Genomic DNA, 18235 nt, shown 5'->3' on the forward strand with positions numbered 1-18235 from the left:
GCCAGCGTACTCAGATTCCGGATTTGATAGTAGGGAAGATGAACATGATGCGAACGATGTGGATCCCGATGTTTCGACGCGCGGCGCAGGCGCTGCTGCTGACTGCGGCAAGCGTCGGCGTGGCCCATGCCCAGCTCAACGTGGAGATCTCGGGGGTCGGCGCCAGCCAGTACCCGATCGCGATCGCCAATTTCCAGGGCGAGGCACAGGCTCCGCAAAACCTCTCGGCGATCGTGCGGGCGGACCTGGCGCGCAGCGGCCGCTTCTCGAACGTCGATGTGGCCGGGGCGGTCGTGCCGGAAAGCCCGGCGCCTGACCTGGGCGCCTGGAAGTCCAAGGGCGCTGCAGCCTTCGTGGGCGGCACCGTGACCCGCAACGGCGACCGCTATGAAATCCGCTTCCGTCTGTACGACACCGCCAAGGGCGAAAGCCTGGGCGGCCTGTCGCTCACGCGCGGCCCCGGCCAATTGCGCTTGGCCGCACACGAAATTGCCGATTACATCTACCAGAAGCTGATCGGCGAGCGCGGCGTTTTTGCGACGCGCCTGTCGTACGTGTCCAAGGTGGGCCGCCGGTTCCAGCTGCAGGTTTCCGACTCGGACGGCGCCAACCCGCAGATCGCGTTGACGAGCAATGAGCCGATCATTTCGCCGTCGTGGTCGCCGGACGGCACCAAGGTCGCGTATGTGTCGTTCGAGAGCAAGAAGCCGGTGGTGTACGTGCATGACCTGGTGGCAGGCCGCCGCACGGTCATTTCGAACCAGAAGGGCAACAACTCGGCGCCGGCCTGGTCGCCGGATGGCCGTCACGTGGCGGTGTCGCTCTCGCGCGATGGCAATACGCAGGTCTACCTGGTCAACGCCGATGGCTCGGGCCTGCGCCGCCTGAGCCGCAGCAGCGCGATCGATACCGAGCCGTCGTTCTCGCCGGATGGCCGCTACATCTACTTCACCAGCGACCGTGGTGGTGCTCCGCAGATCTATCGCATGTCGGTTGACGGGGAAGAGTCGGGCGGTGCGCAACGCGTGACGTTCAAGGGCGGCTACAACACCAGCCCGCGTGTGTCGCCGGACGGCAAGCTGCTGGCGTACATCTCGCGCGTGGGCGGTGCTTTCCGCCTGTATACGCAGGACTTGTCCAACGGCGATGTGAACGCGCTGACAGACACCTCGAACGACGAATCGCCGAGCTTTGCGGCCAACGGCAAGTTCATCCTGTATTCCACGCGCGTGGGCGGCAAATCGGTGTTGGCCGCGGTGTCGACCGATGGCCGTACGCGTCAGGTTCTTTCCCTCCAGGCCGGCGAGGTTCGTGAGCCGGCGTGGGGTCCTTTCATGCAATAACGAAGCTGTTCCACTAGGAGAAATCGGACATGTCGAAGTCCCAAACCATGATCAAACTTGCAGCCATTGCCGCGCTGCTGGCCCTGGGCGCTTGCAGCTCGGGCGTGAAGCTCGATGACACCGCCAAGAACGGTACGGGCGGCGCTGCCGGTACGGGCGCCGATGCCCGCACGGTCACCCCGGTGGACGTGGGCCGTGACGAACTGACCGACCCGAACAGCCCGCTGGCCAAGCGCAGCATTTACTTCGATTTCGACAGCTACTCGGTCAAGCCGGAGTACCAAGGTCTGCTGGGTCAGCACTCGCGCTACCTGCAATCGCACAACCAGCGCAAGGTCCTGATCCAAGGCAACACCGACGAGCGCGGCACGAGCGAATACAACCTGGCACTGGGCCAGAAGCGTGCCGAGGCCGTGCGTCGCGCCCTGTCGTCGATGGGCGTGCCTGACAGCCAGATGGAAGCCGTGAGCCTGGGTAAGGAAAAGCCGCAAGCGACCGGCCACGACGAAGATTCGTGGGCACAGAACCGCCGCGCCGACATCGTCTATTGATCGGTACGGTTTGAAGTGGAACGCGCCGGCTGCGAGGTTGCGGCCGGCGTTCTTACGTTGGCAATCACATGAATACGATGATGAAACAGCGCGCTTATGGGGCCACGCGTCGGGCCATCCTGATGGCGACGCTCGTCGCGGGTGGCGCCCTCACCATGGCCGGCCCGGCGGCAGCGGGGGTGTTTGACGACGATGAGGCGCGCCGCGCCATCATCGACATGCGCGACAAGTTCAACAACTTCCAGTCGACGGCGGCCCAGCGCATCGATCAGAACAGCAAGAACCTGATCGACGCGCAAAACCAGATCGAGACACTCAAATCCGAAGTGGCGCGCCTGCGCGGGCAGAACGAAGTCCTGCAGAACAGCGTCGATACGCTGACCAAGCAGCAGAAGGATTACTACGCCGACCTCGATGCGCGCCTGAAGAAGTTCGAGCCGCAGCAAGCGACGGTGGACGGCCGCGAAGGCATGGTGCAGCCGAACGAGAAGCCCGAATACGACGCTGCGCTCAAGGCATTCCAGGGTGGCGACTTCAAGGGCGCGGGCAATCAGTTCTCGGCGTTCGTGAAGAAGTATCCGCAAAGCCCGTATCTGCCGCTGGCGCAGTTCTGGCTGGGCAACGCGCTCTATGCGCAGCGCGACTACAAGGGCTCGAGCTACGTGCTGGAGAACATGGCCCGCACTAATCCGCAGCACCCGAAGGCGCCCGATGCGCTGCTGCAGGTGGCGACCAACCAGGGCGAGTCAGGCCAGAAGGCAGCCGCACGCAAGACGCTCGAAACGGTGGCCTCGCAGTATCCCGGTACCGAGCAGGCCAAGACCGCCCAAAGCCGTCTGAAGACGATGCGCTGATCGGCAAGCCGCACAGCATGTGGACCAACGCCCGCCCGTGGCTGCACCGGCGGGCGTTTTTCATGGGGCGCCAAATGGCGGACATATGGGGCAGCCGGGGCGCGCCGGGCGGTGGCACGCTAAAATGCGGGCCTTCCCGAATCGCTTTGCAAGGCTTCGCCCATGAAAAAACGCGCCATCGTCCTGCTTTCCGGCGGGTTGGACTCTGCCACCGTGCTCGCCATGGCCAATGCCGATGGCTTTGAGACCTACGCGCTGTCGATGCGCTACGGCCAGCGTCACTCGTCCGAACTGGAGGCGGCCAAGAAAGTGGCGGCGGCGCTCGGCGCAGTGCGCCATGAAATCGTCGATCTGGACCTGCGCAAGTTCGGTGGCTCCGCGTTGACCGACGACACGCTCGACGTGCCGACCGACGGCGCGCAATCGGGCATTCCGATCACCTATGTGCCGGCGCGCAACACGATCATGCTGTCGCTGGCGCTCGGCTGGGCCGAGGCGGTTGGCGCACGTGACCTGTTCTTTGGCGCGAATGCCGTGGATTACTCCGGCTATCCGGATTGCCGTCCCGAATACGTGGCCGCTTACGAAACGCTCGCCAACCTGGCGACGAAGGCCGGCGTGGAAGGCGAGCGCATCCGTGTGAACGCGCCCATCATCGACATGACCAAGGCGGAGATCATCCAGGCCGGCGTGCGGCTGGGCGTGGACTACGGCCTGACCGTGTCGTGCTACAAGGCCGACGACGCCGGCCGCGCTTGCGGCGTGTGCGATTCGTGCCGCATCCGCAAGGCCGGCTTCGAAGCCGCAGGCGTGCCCGACCCCACCCGCTACGTCTGAGGCGCCATGCCCGATATCGACCTCAACGCGTTGTCCCACACGGTGCTGTGGGGCACGTTTGCGCTGACGTTCGTGTTTGGCGCGATCCTTCAGCGCACGCACTTCTGCACGATGGGCGCGGTGTCCGACGTCGTCAACATCGGCGACTGGAACCGGCTGCGCATGTGGGCGCTGGCCATCGGTGTGGCCATGATCGGCACGGGGTTTCTGAGCTGGCTTGGCCTGATCGATACAAGCAAGACGATCTACACGGCGAGCAAGCTGCTATGGCTGTCGTCGCTGGTGGGCGGGCTGCTGTTCGGATTTGGCATGGTGCTGGGCTCGGGATGCGGCAGCAAGACGCTGGTGCGTATCGGCGGCGGCAACCTCAAGTCGGTGGTGGTGTTCGTGTTCCTGGGCCTGGCGGCGTACATGACGCTCAAGGGCGTGTTTGGCGTCGTGCGTGTGGCCACGGTGGACAGCGTTGCCATTGCGCTGCCGACGTCGCAGGATTTGCCGAGTGTGCTGGGCCACGCGTTCTCTGCCGATGCGCGCATGTTGCGCCTGGTGCTGGCGCTGCTGATCGGTGGGGCCCTGTCGCTGTGGGCGCTGCTGGGGCGCGATTTCCGCACGGGTGACAACCTGCTGGGCGGCATTGGCGTTGGCCTCATCATCGTCGGCATGTGGTATGTCTCGGGGCATCTCGGTTATGTGCAGGAAGATCCGAACACGCTGCAGGAAACGTTCGTGGCGACCAACAGCGGCCGCATGGAAGCGCTGAGTTTCGTGGCGCCGGTGTCGTACACGCTGGAGTGGCTGATGTTCTTCAGCGATACATCGAAGGTGCTGACGGTCGGTATCGTCAGCGTGCTCGGCGTGATTGCAGGCTCGGCGGCGGTGGCGCTGGTCACGCGCACGTTCCGCTGGGAGGGCTTTGCCAACGCCGAGGACACGGGCAACCACATCGTCGGCGGCATCCTCATGGGCATTGGCGGCGTCACGGCGCTCGGGTGCACGATCGGACAAGGGCTGTCTGGCGTATCGACGTTGGCGATCGGTTCGTTCATTGCGCTGGCCGGCATCGTGATTGGTGCGGTGCTGGCGTTCCGCTACCAGATGTGGCGAATGGAACGTCTGGTTTGATCTGTCGGACCGTTGACAGAATCGCGGGTATCTCCCTATAATCGCGGTCTTTGGGGTCTTTAGCTCAGTCGGTAGAGCAGTAGACTTTTAATCTATTGGTCGCGGGTTCGAATCCCGCAGGACCCACCAAAATTCGAAGGGCTGACAGGCGACTGTCGGCCCTTTTTGTTTGGCTGTTTTTGCACGCCTGCCGCTTCTCTGCTCTGCGCGTGGCCTTGCTTCCACATCGAAAGCGCGGGCACTTACTCCTTGCCGATAGGCCTATCCCCGATTCGCCGAGTACATGCGCGGCGCGTCGCATTTTGCCGCCGCCGCTAGGGATTTCCTCTATAGCCTCGACGATCTCCAGCCGCGACCATGTCTCCTAATGGAACCGGTTCCATACGGAGAAAAGCGCACAAATGGCAGATATCGTGATCGTGGCGAGCGCGTTCGGCGCCGCGCAGGTGCTTGAGCAGGGGCATCACGCCTATGTTCCGCTGGCCGCGTCGGTCGGTGCGGCCGGCTTCGAAGTGCGGCGTGAATTGTTGCCTGCTGGGCTGGATGGCACGGTATCGGCGGATGTCCTGGCCGCCCTGGGTCGCCTGATGGCCGCGCACGGCTTGTGGGCGGTGTACTCGACGCCTGCCACGCTGTACTCCCACGACGGCGCGTTGGACGCTGGCGCCATTGGCAGTGCGCTGGCCGAAGCGCAAACCTTGGGCGCGCGCATCGTGAAGTTCCAGCTCGGCGGGTTTGCCGGCGATGCGTCGCCGGAGGCGCTGGCCCAACTGTTGCAAGGCTGGCGCGCACGGGTGCTCGTTGAGAACGGTCAGCAGGCGGTGGGCGGGTCGCTGTCGCAGTTCCAAGGCTTGTTCGGCGCATTGGAGGCCGCGGGCGCGGCCGACATGCTCGGCATGACGTTCGACGTTGGCAACTGGGAGTGGGCTGGCGAAACGCCGCTTGCATGCGCGCAGGCGCTGGCCCCGTACGTCGAATACATCCATTGCAAGAGCGTCGCGGGCGAGGGCGCGCGTCGCTTTGCCGTGGCGCCTGCGGGCAACGATGCGCGATTCGCCGCTGTGCTGGCCGCGCTGCCCGGCGATGTACCGCGCGGCATCGAATTTCCGTTCAACGCGGTCGACCCTGCCGCGGACGCCCATCAACATGTCATGTGGCTTAAGGCCGCCTGACGGTGACTCGACATCGAAGGAGCTTACGCATGTCGCATACGTTGGATGTCATCACCTACGGCGAAGCCATGGCGATGTTCGTGGCGACGGCGCCCGGGCCGCTCGCGCAGGCCACGCAGTTCACCAAGCGCATCGCCGGTGCCGATCTGAACGTCGCCGTCGGCTTGAGCCGGCTGGGTTTTCGCGTCGGCTATGTGAGCCGGGTGGGGCAGGATTCGTTCGGCGAATATGTGCTCGACACGCTGGCACGCGAACGGATCGACGCCTCGTGTGTAGCGGTGGACCCGCGCTATCCGACGGGCTTCCAGCTGAAGTCGCGCGCCGACGATGGCAGCGACCCGCGGGTCGAATACTTCCGTAAAGGCTCCGCCGCCAGCCGCCTCTCCCGCGCCGACTATGTCGCCGACTACGTGCTCAGCGCGCGCCATCTGCATCTGACGGGCGTGGCCCCTGCCATTTCTGCATCGTCGTGTGAACTTGCGTTCCACCTCGCGAGGGAGATGCGTGCGGCCGGTCGCTCGATTTCCTTTGACCCGAACCTGCGCCCAACGCTGTGGCCTTCCGCAACGGAGATGGTGAGCACGCTCAACGCGCTGGCGTCGCTTTCCGATTGGGTGCTGCCCGGCTTGGCCGAGGGGCAGCAACTGACCGGCTATGACACTCCGGCTGACATCGCGCGCTTCTATCTGGACCGAGGTGCGCGCGGCGTTGCCATCAAGCTGGGCGCTAGCGGCGCTTACTACCAAACCGCTGATGGCGCGGAAGGCGTTGCCGACGGCGTGCGTGTGGACCGCGTTGTCGACACAGTCGGCGCCGGCGACGGCTTTGCGGTGGGCGTAGTCAGCGCGCTGCTTGAAGGGCTGTCTGCCAAGCAGGCCGTTGCGCGCGGCAACCGGATTGGCGCGCTGGCGATCCAGGTGATCGGCGATTCCGAAGGCCTGCCGACGCGCGCCGCGCTCGAGGTGCTTGAACAAACGGCCCGCCTGGGGTGCGAGCCGGAATCCATTCCCAGCGTCTAACGCAGCGTTTCGACTGCAGCCCTCGCGGGCAACGCACACCATCAAAGGAGACACGAACATGGCAACGCAACTTGCTGCGCGGCGCTGGTGGATGATCATGCCGATCGTCTTTATCACCTACAGCCTCGCCTACCTCGACCGCGCCAACTATGGCTTTGCGGCGGCGGCCGGCATCAATCACGATCTGGGGATCAGCCAGGGGCTGTCGTCGTTGATTGGCGCGCTGTTCTTCCTCGGCTATTTCTTCTTCCAGATTCCGGGCGCCATCTATGCCGAGCGTCGGAGCGTGAAGAAGCTCGTGTTCATCAGCCTCGTGTTGTGGGGCTTGTGCGCCGCGCTGACGGGTGTCGTGAGTGACATTCCGTCGCTGCTGGCGATCCGGTTCGTGCTGGGCGTGGTCGAGGCGGCCGTCATGCCGGCCATGCTGATCTACATCAGCAACTGGTTTACCAAGCAAGAACGCTCGCGCGCGAATACGTTTCTGATTCTCGGCAATCCCGTGACGGTGCTGTGGATGTCGGTGGTGTCGGGCTACCTCGTGCGCGAGTTTGGCTGGCGCCATATGTTCATCGCGGAGGGCGTGCCTGCCATCATCTGGGCCGTGTGCTGGTGGTGTCTGGTGCAGGACAAGCCTGCGCAGGCGCCGTGGCTGAGCCCCCAGGAAAAACGCGATCTGGAACAAGCGTTGGCGGCGGAGCAGGCGGCCATCAAGCCGATGCGCAACTATGGCGAGGCCTTCCGCTCGCCTGCCGTCATCAAGCTGTGTGCGCAGTACTTCTGCTGGAGCATCGGCGTCTATGGCTTTGTGCTGTGGCTGCCGTCCATCGTCAAGAACGGCTCGTCGCTCGGCATGGTCGAGACAGGCTGGCTGTCGGCGCTGCCGTATCTGGCGGCCACCATCGCGATGCTCGCGGCGTCGTGGGCATCCGACAAGGTGGGGTCGCGGCGCGGCTTCGTCTGGCCGTTCCTGCTGGTGGGTGCCGCAGCGTTTGCCGCATCGTTTGCACTCGGCTCAACGCATTTCTGGATGTCGTATGTGCTGCTCGTGATTGCCGGTGCGGCGATGTATGCGCCGTATGGTCCGTTCTTCGCGATCGTGCCGGAGTTGCTGCCGAAGAACGTCGCCGGTGGCGCGATGGCGCTGATCAACAGCATGGGTGCCCTCGGTTCGTTTGTCGGCTCGTACTTCGTTGGCTACCTGAACGGTGCCACGGGCTCCCCGCTGGCGTCGTACGCATTCATGAGCGCGGCGCTGTTGGCCGCCGTGGTGCTCACGCTCTGCGTCAAGCTGCAACCGCGTGACGCTTACCCGCTTGCCAATCCTGTCCCTGGAAAATGAACCGATGAAACCGCGTGTCGTTGCCTACAAGCCGCTGCCCGACGACGTTGTAGCCGAGTTGCGAGAGCATGTCGAACTCGTGCAGGTTGACGGTGCCGAGGCGTTGACCAAGTCGCTTGCCAACGCCGAAGGCGCGATCGGCGCGAGTCTGAAGATCACGCCTCAGATGCTCGAGAGCGCGCCCAGGCTCAGGGCATGGTCCACGATCTCTGTCGGCTATGACAATTTCGATGTGCCCGATCTCACGCGTCGCGGCATTGCGCTTGCGCACACGCCGGATGTGTTGACCGAATCGACCGCCGATACCGTGTTTTCGCTGATCCTCGCCTCGGCGCGTCGCGTGGTGGAGTTGGCCGAGTGGGTCAGGGCCGGCAACTGGCAGCGCAGCATCGGGCCAGAACTTTACGGCACGGATGTCCAGGGCAAGACGATCGGCATCGTCGGGCTGGGTCGGATCGGCGCGGCGTTGGCCCGCCGTGCGGCGCTGGGGTTCCGGATGCGTGTGCTCTACACGAACCGGCATCCGCATCCCGAGGCTGAAGCGCAGTACGGCGCGCGCCGCGCGACGCTCGACACATTGCTGGCCGAATCGGATTTTGTGTGCTTGCAGGTGCCGCTGACGCCCGAAACGCACCATCTCATCGGCGCGACGGAACTGGCGAAGATGAAGCGCAGTGCAATCCTGATCAACGCATCGCGTGGCCCCGTCGTCGACGAAGCGGCGCTCATCCATGCATTGCGCGACGGTACGATCCGCGGTGCGGGGCTCGATGTGTTCGAGCACGAGCCCCTGCCGGCCGACTCGCCGCTGTTGGCAATGAAGAACGTGGTGGCCTTGCCCCATATCGGCTCCGCAACGCACGAGACGCGGCACGCCATGGCGCGCTGCGCGGCCGACAACCTGATCAAGGCCCTGGCCGGTACATTGCGTGAGAACCTGGTCAATCCACAGGTGCTGGAGCACGCGCGCACCTCGTGAGCCGCGTGCCGGGATTGCGCTATGATCCTCGCACTCCGGCTCCGGCCCCCCGCGCCGACGGCCCGTTCTGAAGCGCATCGTGACTGATTTCCCATCCTCTTCCTCGCGCCCTGCGACCATCACCGACGTGGCCCGCGAAGCGGGAACCGGCAAGACCAGCGTGTCCCGCTATCTGAACGGCGAGATGCAGGTCCTTTCCGAAGATTTGCGACAGCGCATCGAAGCGGCCATCCAGCGGTTGAACTACCGGCCCAACCAGATGGCGCGTGGTCTCAAGCGCGGCCGCAATCGGCTGCTCGGCATGCTGGTGGCCGACCTGACCAATCCTTACACGATCGAAGTCCTGCAGGGCGTTGAAGCTGCCTGCCACGCGCTGGGCTACATGCCGCTCATCTGCCACGCCGCAAACGAGATCGAGATGGAGCGCCGGTTCGTGCAGTTGCTGACGACGTATCGGGTCGAAGGCCTGATCGTCAATGCGCTCGGCGCGGAAGAGGCCGTGTTGCGGCCGCTGCGGGGTGGCGGCATTCCCGCTGTGCTGGTGGATCGCACGGTAGAAGGGTTCGACGCCGACCTCGTGGGGCTCGATAACGGCGACGCCGTCAGCTTGGGCGTGCAGCATTTGCTCGATCAAGGTTTCGATGCCATTCAGTTCATCGTGCAGCCATTTCAGCAAGTCAGCTCGCGGCGCGAGCGTGAACGTGCATTCCGAGAGGCGATGGCAGCGCGAGGGCGGCCAGCGGAGCCAGCCATTGTGCTTGACCCGAACGACGCCGCCTCGACTGAACGTGCGCTGGCCGAGATCGCCGCACGCATCGAGGCGGTGCACCGCCGCGGCGGAAAACGGCTGGCGCTGTTTGTTGCGAATGCGCCGGTGGCGCTCATCGTGGCGCGGCATCTGCGCACGCAGTTCGGCGCGGCGTGGCAGGAGCGTGCGGCGCTGTTGTCGATCGACGATCCGGAATGGGCGGAATTGATCGGCATCACGACGATCCGGCAACCGACGTACGACATCGGTTACAAGGCCGTCGAATTTGTGCATGAACGCATCGAAGGCGTGACCGGCGATGCCCGTGTCGTGTTGCTGCCTGGTACGCTCGTCGAGCGTGCTTCGACGGTGCATGTTGTCGAGGCCGCGTCATGACGTTGCGTCTCTACCTCGCCGGGCCGGATGTTTTCCGCCCCGAGCCCATCGCGCATGGCGAAGCCCTTAAAACGCTGTGCGCGGAGTTCGGCTTCATCGGTCTGTATCCGCTCGATAACGCGATCGCCCCGCAGGCCGACGGCCCTGCGACGGCTGCGGAAATCTATCGCCAGAACATCGCGCTGATCGATTCAGCTGACGCCGTGCTCGCCAACGTAGCGGACTTCCGCGGCCACGAGCCCGATTCCGGCACGTGCTTCGAAATCGGCTACGCCATCGCCCGCGGCAAAGACGTGTGGTGCTATCACGTGCCCGCCGCGCCGCTCCTGGCGCAGGTGCCGAACACAAACGGCAACGATGCCGACGGCTGGGCCGTGGAAGATTTCGGCTTGCCGCGCAACCTCATGATCGCGTGCAGTTGTCACCTCGTCGTGGGCGATGTGCGCGCGTGCCTTGAGCGCATGCGCGTGCACTACGCATAGTCGCGCGCTGGATATGCGTATGCGGATTGCTTCCTTCAAGGCGGTAGGCGCCGTCCGTATAGTGCCTGCACCGGATGGCGTCTCCGACGCGAGGCAAACGCATGAAGCTCGACGATCTGCATCAACTTCCCGACCTTACGCATCTGCTGGCTGAGTTGGCGGCAACCGCTGCGCAGCGTGACCAGCACGGCGGTCATGCCGCGCACGAGAAAGCTGCGATTGCGCGAGCGGGCCTGCTGCCCCTGGTGATCCCCACGCAATACGGCGGAAGCGGCGTCAGTTGGGCCGATGCCTTTGCCGCGGTGCGCGCCATCGCCGCAGTCGACAGCTCCCTTGAGCACCTGCTCGCTTTCCAGTATCTGCAGACCGCAACCGTCTATCTGTACGGCTCCGACGCGCAGCGCGAACGCTTCCTGCGTCCGACCGCCGAGCTGGGCTGGTGGTGGGGCAATGCCGTCAATCCGCTTGACCATCGCCTGCGTGCGCAGCGCTCGGGCAGCGGCTGGCTGCTCGATGGCGAAAAGGGTTTCTGTTCCGGCACGCTCGGCTCCGACGTGATGGTCGTGTCTGCCCACGACGCGGCCAGCGGCAACCCCGTTGTGGCGGTGGTGCCGACAGCGCGCTACGGCATCACGGTGCGGGATGACTGGCATCCGATCGGGCAGCGCCAGACCGACAGCGCATCGGTGCAATTCCGGCATGTGCAGGTCAGCGAAGATGAAGTGCTGGTGCGCCCCGAGGTCGTCCTCACGCCATATCAAACCTTGCGTTCGTGTATCGCGCAAAATGTACTGGTCAATCTCTACACCGGCATAGCGGCGGGCGCGCTGGACGAGGCGCGCAAGCACACGCTGCAATCGTCACGGCCGTGGATCACATCAGGGGTGGAGCGCGCGGCGGACGATCCGTATCAAATTCACCGCTTTGGCGAGATGCGCGTGCAATTGCTGGCTGCGGAAGCGCTGGCCGATCGCGCCATCCAGCGGTTGGACCGCGCTTGGCGCAAAGGCGCTGCGCTCAGCGCCGAGGAGCGTGCCGAGGTGTCGCTCGCTACGGCCGAAGCCAAGGTATTGGCACATCGCGCCGCATTGTTCGTCGCCCAGGAACTGTTCGAGGCGACGGGCGCACGCTCGACCAAGGCGGCGCTCGCGCTGGACCGCTTCTGGCGCAACGCGCGCACGCATACGCTGCACGACCCGCTCGACTACAAGCTGCGCGCCATCGGCCGCTACGCGCTGGAAGGCATCCTGCCCGACGCCACTATCTACGGCTAAGCGCCTATCGATCTGCACATTCCTTCGTTGGCACGCGGCGGGGGCGAGCGGTGTAATGTGAAATTCGTCTATTGCCGCGCGCTTACATCATGTCCGACGCCGTTGTTGCCGCCGTTCTTGCCACGGATGCTCCTGCCGTTCACTCGGCCCGATTCCACATTCGCCGCCTGCCCGACGCGCCGCTTGGCGCAGAGGTTCTTGGCCTGGGCGATGCAGCCGATTTGTCCGACGCAGACATCGCCGCCATCCGCCACGCGTGGCTCGCGCATGACGGCCTGCTCGTTTTCCGTGACGTCGAATTCACGCCGCAGGCGCAAGTGGCCTTCAGCCGCCGCTTCGGCCCGCAGCAGGTGCATGTGCTGAATCAGTTCCATCTGAGCGGCTATCCGGAAATCCTGGTCGTCTCCAACGTGGTCGAGAACGGCAAGCCGATCGGCTTGGGCGATGCGGGGCGGGATTGGCACTCAGATCTTTCGTACAAGCCGCTGCCGAGCCTCGGTTCGATGCTGCTCACGCGCGAGTTGCCGGAAGAGGGCGGCGACACGTTGTTCGCCAACATGGTGCGCGCCTACGAAACGCTGCCGGCTGATCTCAAGCGCATCATCGAAGGCCGCCGTGCCGTGCATTCGTATGTGTACCGCTATGAGCGACTGCGCGCGCTGTCGACCTGGCGTCCGCCGCTCACGCAAGCGCAGCGCGACGCCGTGCCGCCGGTCGATCACCCGGTGGTGCGCACGCATCCGGAAACGGGCAAGCGTGCGCTCTTCGTCAACGAAGGCTTCACGTCGCACATCCTGGGTTTGCCGGAAGACGAGAGCACCAGCGTGCTGGAGCAACTCTTCGCCCACAGCGTCCGCGCCGACAACGTCTACACGCACCAGTGGCGCCCCGGCGACATGCTGTTCTGGGACAACCGCTCCACCATCCACTTCGCGCCGGGCTGCCCAGACACGTATCGGCGCACGCTGCATCGCACAACCATCGAAGGCGACGTGCCGGTTTAAGCGCCGTTCGTCTACAGCCCGGCCTCGGCGAGGCGGGCATCGATGCTCGCCAGCGTCAACGTCTGAGCAAACAGCCGCGCGAGCGATTGGCTCGCATACTTCGGTACCTCGTCCGCCGTGGCCCAGCGGTATGCGTCCATCTCGGGGATGAGCCGGCCGGTGTGGTAGCTGTTGAACATCGACGTGCAGGTCAGCGTGTCGAGTGCGACTTCGGCGCGGCGCAGGCGTGCGGCGAACAGGTGCAGCTCCTTGTCGCGGCGATACGGAAACCGGCCGAGTTCGATCAGGGCGTGGCTGTCGAGCACGAGGCCGGTCTCCTCGCGCGTCTCGCGCAGGGCGGTGTCGCGGTGATCCTCGCCGGGGTCCGGTGCGCCTTTGGGGATGTCCCAGTGGCGTGTCTCGGTGGCATGCGCGAGGAGCACGTCGCCATCTTCGTTGAGCAGCACGAGGCCGCAGGACAGGGCGATCGGCATGCTATTTCGCTCCACCGCGTTGCGTGATGCGTGCGCTGAGCAATTGATGATTTGGACTGAACAGCCTGCGATAGGCCAGCAGCACCGCCGCAACCGTCCCCAGCCCAGACGCCGCCGCCAGCAGGAACATGATGACGATCTGGTAGCGCACGGCCTCCAGCGGAGACTGCCCGGCCAGCACCTGGCCCGTCATCATGCCGGGCAAGCTCACCACGCCCACGACCGTCATCTGGTTGATGATCGGTGTCATGCCGGCGCGTACGGCCGTGCGTGCTGCATTGCGCGCGGCTTCCCAGCGCGTACCGCCGAGCGCGAGAACCGTCTCCACCTGGTCGCGCGTGGCAGTCAGCTCGCCGGTCATGCGCTCCAGCGCCAGGCCCACGCCCGTGAGCGTGTTCCCCAGAATCATCCCCATGATCGGGATGGCGTATTGCGGCTCGTACCACGGGCGCGCATGCAGGACGATCACCAGCCCGATTGCGCCGATCAGCCACGTGCTGCCGAAGACCGACAACGTGCCGTCCAGCCGCAAGCCCGCATAGCCGCGCGCGCCGCGGCTGCCAGTGGCATGTCCGGCAATCAGCGTCATGACGGCCACGATGCCCAGTACCACTGCCCAATGCGCATGGGCGAAGACCCATTCGAGCACGAAGCCCACCGCCAGCAATTGCACGACGGTGCGCACGGCCGCCCACGTCAGGCGTCGCTCGAGCCCCAGGCCGAGCCCAATGGACAGCGCGCCGTTCACGAGGATCAGCGCGGCCGCAATGCCGACCTGCCAGGCGGAAAGCGAGAGGTCTTGCCCGTTCATCACGCTGGCTCCGTATCGAGATGCCCGGCCGCCATGCGCCACTGCTGATGGCCGATGCGCTGCGCTTGCGCCGGATCGTGGGTCACCCATATCCAGGCATGCCGATCGGGCGCCTGTGCAAACCAATGCTGCAAGAGCGACTCAACCGCGCGCGCGGACGCAGGGTCGAGCGCCGCCGTCGGCTCATCGAGCAGCAACACGGTCGGCCTGGTCTGCAGCGTGCGGACCAGCGCGGCGATCTGCGCTTCACCGCCGGAAAGATCGGCGGCGTTCTTGTCGAGAAAGCCGGCATCGCGCTCCGCACCTGCGAGCAGGGCGATGGCGGCGTCGCGGTCAAATCCGGGGCTGTGGCGCCGTGCATGCAGGTGATAGGGCATCTGCAGATTGTCTTCCACCGTGCCGGGCAGCAGCGCCGGGCGCTGGCGCACGTACGCGACGTGACAGCGATACGCCGGCACCGCGTTCAGGCGGATCGCCTGGCCTTGCCACGTCACCTGTCCGCCATCGACGGGATCGAGCAGCGCCAGCGCGCGTAGCAGCACGCTCTTGCCCGCCCCGGAAGGTCCCGTCAGCGCAATGCGATCGCCTGCCCCTACCGCAAGCGTGGCAGGTTGCAACAGCGTGACACCGGAGCGTGCATCGCGGCGTTGAAGGTGGGTGGCGGCCAGCATGTCGGGACGAGTGTGTTGCGAACGGTACGGCATCAATGCGCCGGATTTATGCATTATGCATATGAGCCTGCGTGGGGCGCCTCCACCGTAATCGTCTACACGCGGGCCCAGGCGCCATGCTGTCGCCGCGTCGTTACGCCATCCGCATGCCATGGGGAATGGTCCCTAGCCCGAACGGATCAGCCGAATGCGCTTACCCGTGGCCGATGTCGGACGAATCCGACATCCCATTCAGCGGCGGGCGGGTCGCCATTTGCGCAGACGAAGCATAGGATCAAAGCGTCACTAGAAGATCACTAGAAAAAGCGATGGAGGGCGCCATGGAGACCGACAAAGTGCAAGTTGCCCACCCGTGGTGGCAGCCGGGAGTCTTTGCTTCTGCCCCGGCGATCTTTCTGTGGATCTGCGCGGAACTGCCTCCCGATATGCTTGGCGCGATCTTCCACGCGGGCACGTCGCCCGATTCGCTCAGCCATGTCGGCGATACGCTGTTCGTAATCGGCTGGACGGCGAGCGGAGTGCTGATGTGGCATGGCCGGCGTCGCGTCGTGCGTGACGCTGATGTGACAACGCAGGCAGCCCAGGCCGACACCGGCAATGCTTCTCAGCCGCACGGGTTGATGGCATTGCGCCAGAGCATGGCCCGTCGCTGGGAGCGGATGCGTCATCCGATTCCGTTGCACTGATCGTGCGGTGCCGCAAACAAGAAAGGCCGGAGTGCTCCGGCCTTTTTGTTGGGCGCTCGCCTTCAGGAGGTGCTTCCCGGGATGATCTCTTCCGCGTCGACCCCAGGCGCCGGTGCAGGCGCGCTGGCGTCATGCCCTTGGGCCTCCTGCCATTTCTTATAGCCCCACCAGGCCGCTCCGGCCACGATTCCCACCTTGCCGAGCTTGCGCGTGATCCGGCCGATGACGGTGCGGCGCAACCCCGCATACGCCAAGGACAACGCAGTGCCTACCAACGGATATTCGCGTGCAATGCCCAGCGTCCGCATGAGGCTGTTCGGACGAGCCAAAGGGCGAAGCAGGCTTGGCAGCAACGCCCCGAAGCCCCCCAGACTGAAGGTGCGGTTGGTGGCGCGATGCACATCGTTGCGGGCCTGGGCGTAGTCGTAGCGCTCCAGGGCGGCGCGGGTCAGCAGCAACTCCTTGCGAACGCTCAGCGGGAGGCGCGTTTCGGCGCTGCGGCGTGACGGCCGTACGTGATGACGCGCGCTCGATGCGGGTTCGTTCATGGAAGTGCCGGAGGTGCCGGGCGACGGCGCGTGTTCGGTTGGATCAGTCATCGGCGCAGGATCTCCCGGTCTTTGTCGAGTTCGGCCAGGGTGGCCTCGAACAGCGGCGGTGCATTGCGCAGCAGCGAGCGCACCTTCCACAGGCAGGCAGCCGCGCCTAGCGCGTAAAGCGCCGCCATCACGGCCAAAGACTGCCAGCGGTACGTATCCCAGCACAGGATCACCACTAGCGCCGTCAGCGTCATGATGGACAGGGCGATCAGGCTCACGGCGAGCATGCCCAGGAAGGCGGTGCCAAGCAGCCGTTCTTTTTCTTCAGCCAGTTCGACGCTCGCCAGTTCGAGCCGCGTCTGCAGCATCGAGACGACCGTGCCGGCCAGTTTCTTCAAGGAAGCGAACAGCTTTGGGCTGGTGTCGTCGGTCATGAGGTGAGGAGAGGGTGCAAGGCGATGGACGTCGTTCCAGACGCAGCACGCGCCATGCCCGGAACGGCGCCGCCAAAATGCAACTGGCCGATGGCGCGATCCAAAGGGCGCGCCATCGGCCAGAAAGGGTGCGGCGGGTTACTTGCGGTTGAGCAGCAGGCCGATCAGCAGCCCCACGCCGGCTGCCACGCCCACGGCTTGCCACGGGTGATCGTGAACGTAGTCGTCGGTGGCGCGGGCGGCGGCCTTGCTCTTGTGGACGACCGCGTCTTGCAGGTCCTGCGCCTTTTCCTTGGCTTGGCGGAGCATGCCCATGCCGCGCTCGCGCAGTTCGGCGGCCTTTTCGCCGCTGCTGGACGCAGCTTGCTTCAGCAGGGTTTCAGCGTCGGACAGTACAGTCTTCACGTCGGTCATCAGTTTCTCCTTATTGACGGAATCGGCCAGGTTGGGGGAAGTGTTCGTCATGGTCGGGTCCTCTGTATCGGGTAGTTCAATCGTCAATATGTCGGCGTGCTTATTCGCTAGCATATGTGTGGGCGCCGCGAAACTTCAAGCGCTCGCGTCGCGCATGCTGCGATGGATCAAGACCTCGGTCATTGTCCGGCAATGTGCGCATGCCTTCCACCCTGTTGTCAGCAAATGCCGCGCCTAATGACGAAAAGTGATGTTGTTGTGAATTTATAGTCGTTTTGGTTGGATGGCAATCTGGCTATAGTGGTTCCCAATCTGTGTATGGAGGACACGATGTCTTTACGTTTGGGCGATATCGCCCCTGATTTCGAGCAGGATTCAAGCGAAGGCCGCATCAAGTTTCATGAGTGGCTGGGCAACAGCTGGGGCGTGCTTTTCTCGCACCCGGCCGACTACACGCCCGTTTGCACCACCGAACTGGGCCTGACCGCCAAGCTGAAGGACGAATTTGCCAAGCGCAATGTCAAGGCGATTGCGCTGTCGGTCGATTCGGTCGAGTCCCACAAGGGCTGGATCAATGACATTAACGAGACGCAGAACACCAGCGTCAACTTCCCGATCATTGCCGACCCCGATCGCAAGGTCTCGCAGCTGTACGACATGATTCATCCGAATGCGAGCGAGACGTTCACCGTGCGTTCGTTGTTCGTGATCGATCCGAACAAGAAGATTCGCCTGACGATTACGTATCCGGCATCGACGGGGCGCAATTTCAATGAAGTGCTGCGCGTGATCGACTCGTTGCAGTTGACCGAGTACCACAGCGTGGCCACGCCCGGTAACTGGCAGGACGGCGATGACGTGGTCATCGTGCCGTCTCTGAAGGATGAGGAAGTCATCAAGCAGAAATTTCCGAAGGGCTACAAGGCGTTGCGTCCCTACCTGCGCCTGACGCCGCAGCCCAATAAGTAACCGTCTCCTTGGTAGTGTGATTGCCGCCCGGCCTTGTGCCGGGCGTTTTTTGCGTTGGTGCCGGCTCAGGATCCTGCTGCGGTTCTCAGGCAAAACAAAACCGGCCAGCCCTTTCGGG

The 18235-nt window shown here is 64.5% G+C and carries 21 protein-coding genes and 1 tRNA gene; 16 read left to right on the forward strand and 6 right to left on the reverse strand.

Annotated features, from left to right (window positions below; translation table 11 throughout):
- Positions 1-38 precede the first annotated feature (38 nt).
- From tolB to ABIC76_RS23060, 14 genes are all read left to right on the forward strand, one after another.
- Positions 39-1343 carry a Tol-Pal system beta propeller repeat protein TolB gene (gene tolB, locus ABIC76_RS22995; protein WP_502947892.1) on the forward strand — a complete coding sequence of 435 codons (1305 nt, stop codon included), beginning with the start codon at positions 39-41 and terminating at the stop codon, positions 1341-1343.
- Between the two features lie 29 nt (positions 1344-1372).
- Positions 1373-1894: a peptidoglycan-associated lipoprotein Pal gene (pal, locus tag ABIC76_RS23000; RefSeq protein WP_009238838.1), complete on the forward strand. Its 522-nt coding sequence runs from the start codon at positions 1373-1375 to the stop codon at positions 1892-1894.
- A 68-nt stretch (positions 1895-1962) separates the two neighbouring features.
- The gene (gene ybgF / locus ABIC76_RS23005; RefSeq protein ID WP_102064718.1) at positions 1963-2748 is read left to right on the forward strand and encodes a tol-pal system protein YbgF; all 786 of its coding nucleotides are present in this window, start codon (positions 1963-1965) and stop codon (positions 2746-2748) included.
- 162 nt (positions 2749-2910) lie between these two features.
- Positions 2911-3585 carry a 7-cyano-7-deazaguanine synthase QueC gene (gene queC / locus ABIC76_RS23010; protein WP_027677956.1) on the forward strand — a complete coding sequence of 225 codons (675 nt, stop codon included), beginning with the start codon at positions 2911-2913 and terminating at the stop codon, positions 3583-3585.
- Between the two features lie 6 nt (positions 3586-3591).
- Positions 3592-4707 carry a YeeE/YedE family protein gene (locus ABIC76_RS23015; RefSeq protein ID WP_354535363.1) on the forward strand — a complete coding sequence of 372 codons (1116 nt, stop codon included), beginning with the start codon at positions 3592-3594 and terminating at the stop codon, positions 4705-4707.
- 53 nt (positions 4708-4760) lie between these two features.
- Positions 4761-4836: transfer RNA gene (locus tag ABIC76_RS23020), tRNA-Lys, on the forward strand.
- 272 nt (positions 4837-5108) lie between these two features.
- Positions 5109-5879: a sugar phosphate isomerase/epimerase family protein gene (locus tag ABIC76_RS23025; protein WP_354535364.1), complete on the forward strand. Its 771-nt coding sequence runs from the start codon at positions 5109-5111 to the stop codon at positions 5877-5879.
- 29 nt (positions 5880-5908) lie between these two features.
- Positions 5909-6898, forward strand: coding sequence for a sugar kinase (locus ABIC76_RS23030; RefSeq protein ID WP_354535365.1), 990 nt, complete (start codon positions 5909-5911; stop codon positions 6896-6898).
- 58 nt (positions 6899-6956) lie between these two features.
- Entirely contained in the window at positions 6957-8237 is a 1281-nt protein-coding gene (locus tag ABIC76_RS23035) for an MFS transporter (protein ID WP_354535366.1), read from the forward strand.
- Positions 8238-8241: 4 nt separating this feature from the next.
- A complete protein-coding gene (locus ABIC76_RS23040; protein WP_354535367.1) occupies positions 8242-9216 on the forward strand; it encodes an NAD(P)-dependent oxidoreductase in 975 nt (324 codons plus the stop codon).
- A gap of 79 nt (positions 9217-9295) precedes the next feature.
- Positions 9296-10360, forward strand: a complete 1065-nt coding sequence (locus ABIC76_RS23045; protein WP_102064724.1) for a LacI family DNA-binding transcriptional regulator — start codon at positions 9296-9298, stop codon at positions 10358-10360.
- The gene (locus tag ABIC76_RS23050; RefSeq protein WP_354535368.1) at positions 10357-10842 is read left to right on the forward strand and encodes a nucleoside 2-deoxyribosyltransferase; all 486 of its coding nucleotides are present in this window, start codon (positions 10357-10359) and stop codon (positions 10840-10842) included. The genes ABIC76_RS23045 and ABIC76_RS23050 overlap by 4 nt, the downstream gene beginning before the upstream one ends.
- 101 nt (positions 10843-10943) lie before the next feature.
- The gene (locus ABIC76_RS23055) at positions 10944-12116 is read left to right on the forward strand and encodes an acyl-CoA dehydrogenase family protein (protein WP_354535369.1); all 1173 of its coding nucleotides are present in this window, start codon (positions 10944-10946) and stop codon (positions 12114-12116) included.
- An 89-nt stretch (positions 12117-12205) separates the two neighbouring features.
- Positions 12206-13120 carry a TauD/TfdA dioxygenase family protein gene (locus tag ABIC76_RS23060; RefSeq protein WP_354535370.1) on the forward strand — a complete coding sequence of 305 codons (915 nt, stop codon included), beginning with the start codon at positions 12206-12208 and terminating at the stop codon, positions 13118-13120.
- Positions 13121-13131: 11 nt separating this feature from the next.
- Here ABIC76_RS23060 and ABIC76_RS23065 read toward each other — a convergent pair whose 3' ends face one another.
- The 3 genes from ABIC76_RS23065 to ABIC76_RS23075 are packed head-to-tail and all read right to left on the reverse strand — an operon-like array spanning position 13132 to position 15075.
- The gene (locus ABIC76_RS23065; RefSeq protein ID WP_102064727.1) at positions 13132-13593 is read right to left on the reverse strand and encodes an NUDIX domain-containing protein; all 462 of its coding nucleotides are present in this window, start codon (positions 13591-13593) and stop codon (positions 13132-13134) included.
- A gap of 1 nt (position 13594) precedes the next feature.
- Positions 13595-14404, reverse strand: coding sequence for an ABC transporter permease (locus tag ABIC76_RS23070; protein ID WP_102064728.1), 810 nt, complete (start codon positions 14402-14404; stop codon positions 13595-13597).
- Positions 14404-15075 carry an ABC transporter ATP-binding protein gene (locus tag ABIC76_RS23075; RefSeq protein ID WP_354535371.1) on the reverse strand — a complete coding sequence of 224 codons (672 nt, stop codon included), beginning with the start codon at positions 15073-15075 and terminating at the stop codon, positions 14404-14406. The genes ABIC76_RS23070 and ABIC76_RS23075 overlap by 1 nt, the downstream gene beginning before the upstream one ends.
- Before the next feature lie 320 nt (positions 15076-15395).
- On the opposite strand from ABIC76_RS23075, the gene ABIC76_RS23080 reads away from it, so the two are divergent.
- Positions 15396-15761, forward strand: a complete 366-nt coding sequence (locus ABIC76_RS23080) for a hypothetical protein (RefSeq protein ID WP_354535372.1) — start codon at positions 15396-15398, stop codon at positions 15759-15761.
- A 62-nt stretch (positions 15762-15823) separates the two neighbouring features.
- Here ABIC76_RS23080 and ABIC76_RS23085 read toward each other — a convergent pair whose 3' ends face one another.
- The 3 genes from ABIC76_RS23085 to ABIC76_RS23095 form a co-directional block, all read right to left on the reverse strand.
- Positions 15824-16360 (reverse strand): DUF3318 domain-containing protein, encoded by a 537-nt coding sequence (locus tag ABIC76_RS23085; RefSeq protein ID WP_102064730.1) that lies wholly within the window; start codon positions 16358-16360, stop codon positions 15824-15826.
- Positions 16357-16734, reverse strand: a complete 378-nt coding sequence (locus tag ABIC76_RS23090; RefSeq protein WP_027677941.1) for a phage holin family protein — start codon at positions 16732-16734, stop codon at positions 16357-16359. Before ABIC76_RS23090 ends, ABIC76_RS23085 begins: the two co-directional genes overlap by 4 nt.
- A gap of 138 nt (positions 16735-16872) precedes the next feature.
- On the reverse strand, positions 16873-17199 hold the full coding sequence (locus ABIC76_RS23095; protein ID WP_009238780.1) for an ElaB/YgaM/YqjD family protein: 327 nt from the start codon (positions 17197-17199) through the stop codon (positions 16873-16875).
- Between the two features lie 279 nt (positions 17200-17478).
- Here ABIC76_RS23095 and ABIC76_RS23100 point away from each other — a divergent pair, with 279 nt between their 5' ends.
- The gene (locus ABIC76_RS23100) at positions 17479-18117 is read left to right on the forward strand and encodes a peroxiredoxin (RefSeq protein WP_004629475.1); all 639 of its coding nucleotides are present in this window, start codon (positions 17479-17481) and stop codon (positions 18115-18117) included.
- Positions 18118-18235: the final 118 nt, after the last annotated feature.

It is taken from the genome of Ralstonia sp. 1138 (genome assembly GCF_040544795.1).
Classification (GTDB): domain Bacteria; phylum Pseudomonadota; class Gammaproteobacteria; order Burkholderiales; family Burkholderiaceae; genus Ralstonia; species Ralstonia flatus.

Bases quoted from the DNA above. Each gene is read 5' to 3' on its own strand.
- ABIC76_RS23090 (WP_027677941.1), bottom strand. From the start codon at position 16,734: ATGACCGACGACACCAGCCCAAAGCTGTTCGCTTCCTTGAAGAAACTG.
- tolB (WP_502947892.1), top strand. From the start codon at position 39: ATGAACATGATGCGAACGATGTGGATCCCGATGTTTCGACGCGCGGCG.
- ABIC76_RS23095 (WP_009238780.1), bottom strand. From the start codon at position 17,199: ATGACGAACACTTCCCCCAACCTGGCCGATTCCGTCAATAAGGAGAAA.
- ABIC76_RS23100 (WP_004629475.1), top strand. From the start codon at position 17,479: ATGTCTTTACGTTTGGGCGATATCGCCCCTGATTTCGAGCAGGATTCA.
- ABIC76_RS23015 (WP_354535363.1), top strand. From the start codon at position 3,592: ATGCCCGATATCGACCTCAACGCGTTGTCCCACACGGTGCTGTGGGGC.
- ABIC76_RS23040 (WP_354535367.1), top strand. From the start codon at position 8,242: ATGAAACCGCGTGTCGTTGCCTACAAGCCGCTGCCCGACGACGTTGTA.
- ybgF (WP_102064718.1), top strand. From the start codon at position 1,963: ATGAATACGATGATGAAACAGCGCGCTTATGGGGCCACGCGTCGGGCC.
- ABIC76_RS23050 (WP_354535368.1), top strand. From the start codon at position 10,357: ATGACGTTGCGTCTCTACCTCGCCGGGCCGGATGTTTTCCGCCCCGAG.
- ABIC76_RS23055 (WP_354535369.1), top strand. From the start codon at position 10,944: ATGAAGCTCGACGATCTGCATCAACTTCCCGACCTTACGCATCTGCTG.
- queC (WP_027677956.1), top strand. From the start codon at position 2,911: ATGAAAAAACGCGCCATCGTCCTGCTTTCCGGCGGGTTGGACTCTGCC.
- ABIC76_RS23075 (WP_354535371.1), bottom strand. From the start codon at position 15,075: ATGCTGGCCGCCACCCACCTTCAACGCCGCGATGCACGCTCCGGTGTC.
- ABIC76_RS23035 (WP_354535366.1), top strand. From the start codon at position 6,957: ATGGCAACGCAACTTGCTGCGCGGCGCTGGTGGATGATCATGCCGATC.
- ABIC76_RS23065 (WP_102064727.1), bottom strand. From the start codon at position 13,593: ATGCCGATCGCCCTGTCCTGCGGCCTCGTGCTGCTCAACGAAGATGGC.
- ABIC76_RS23030 (WP_354535365.1), top strand. From the start codon at position 5,909: ATGTCGCATACGTTGGATGTCATCACCTACGGCGAAGCCATGGCGATG.
- ABIC76_RS23070 (WP_102064728.1), bottom strand. From the start codon at position 14,404: ATGAACGGGCAAGACCTCTCGCTTTCCGCCTGGCAGGTCGGCATTGCG.
- ABIC76_RS23080 (WP_354535372.1), top strand. From the start codon at position 15,396: ATGGAGACCGACAAAGTGCAAGTTGCCCACCCGTGGTGGCAGCCGGGA.
- ABIC76_RS23025 (WP_354535364.1), top strand. From the start codon at position 5,109: ATGGCAGATATCGTGATCGTGGCGAGCGCGTTCGGCGCCGCGCAGGTG.
- pal (WP_009238838.1), top strand. From the start codon at position 1,373: ATGTCGAAGTCCCAAACCATGATCAAACTTGCAGCCATTGCCGCGCTG.
- ABIC76_RS23060 (WP_354535370.1), top strand. From the start codon at position 12,206: ATGTCCGACGCCGTTGTTGCCGCCGTTCTTGCCACGGATGCTCCTGCC.
- ABIC76_RS23085 (WP_102064730.1), bottom strand. From the start codon at position 16,360: ATGACTGATCCAACCGAACACGCGCCGTCGCCCGGCACCTCCGGCACT.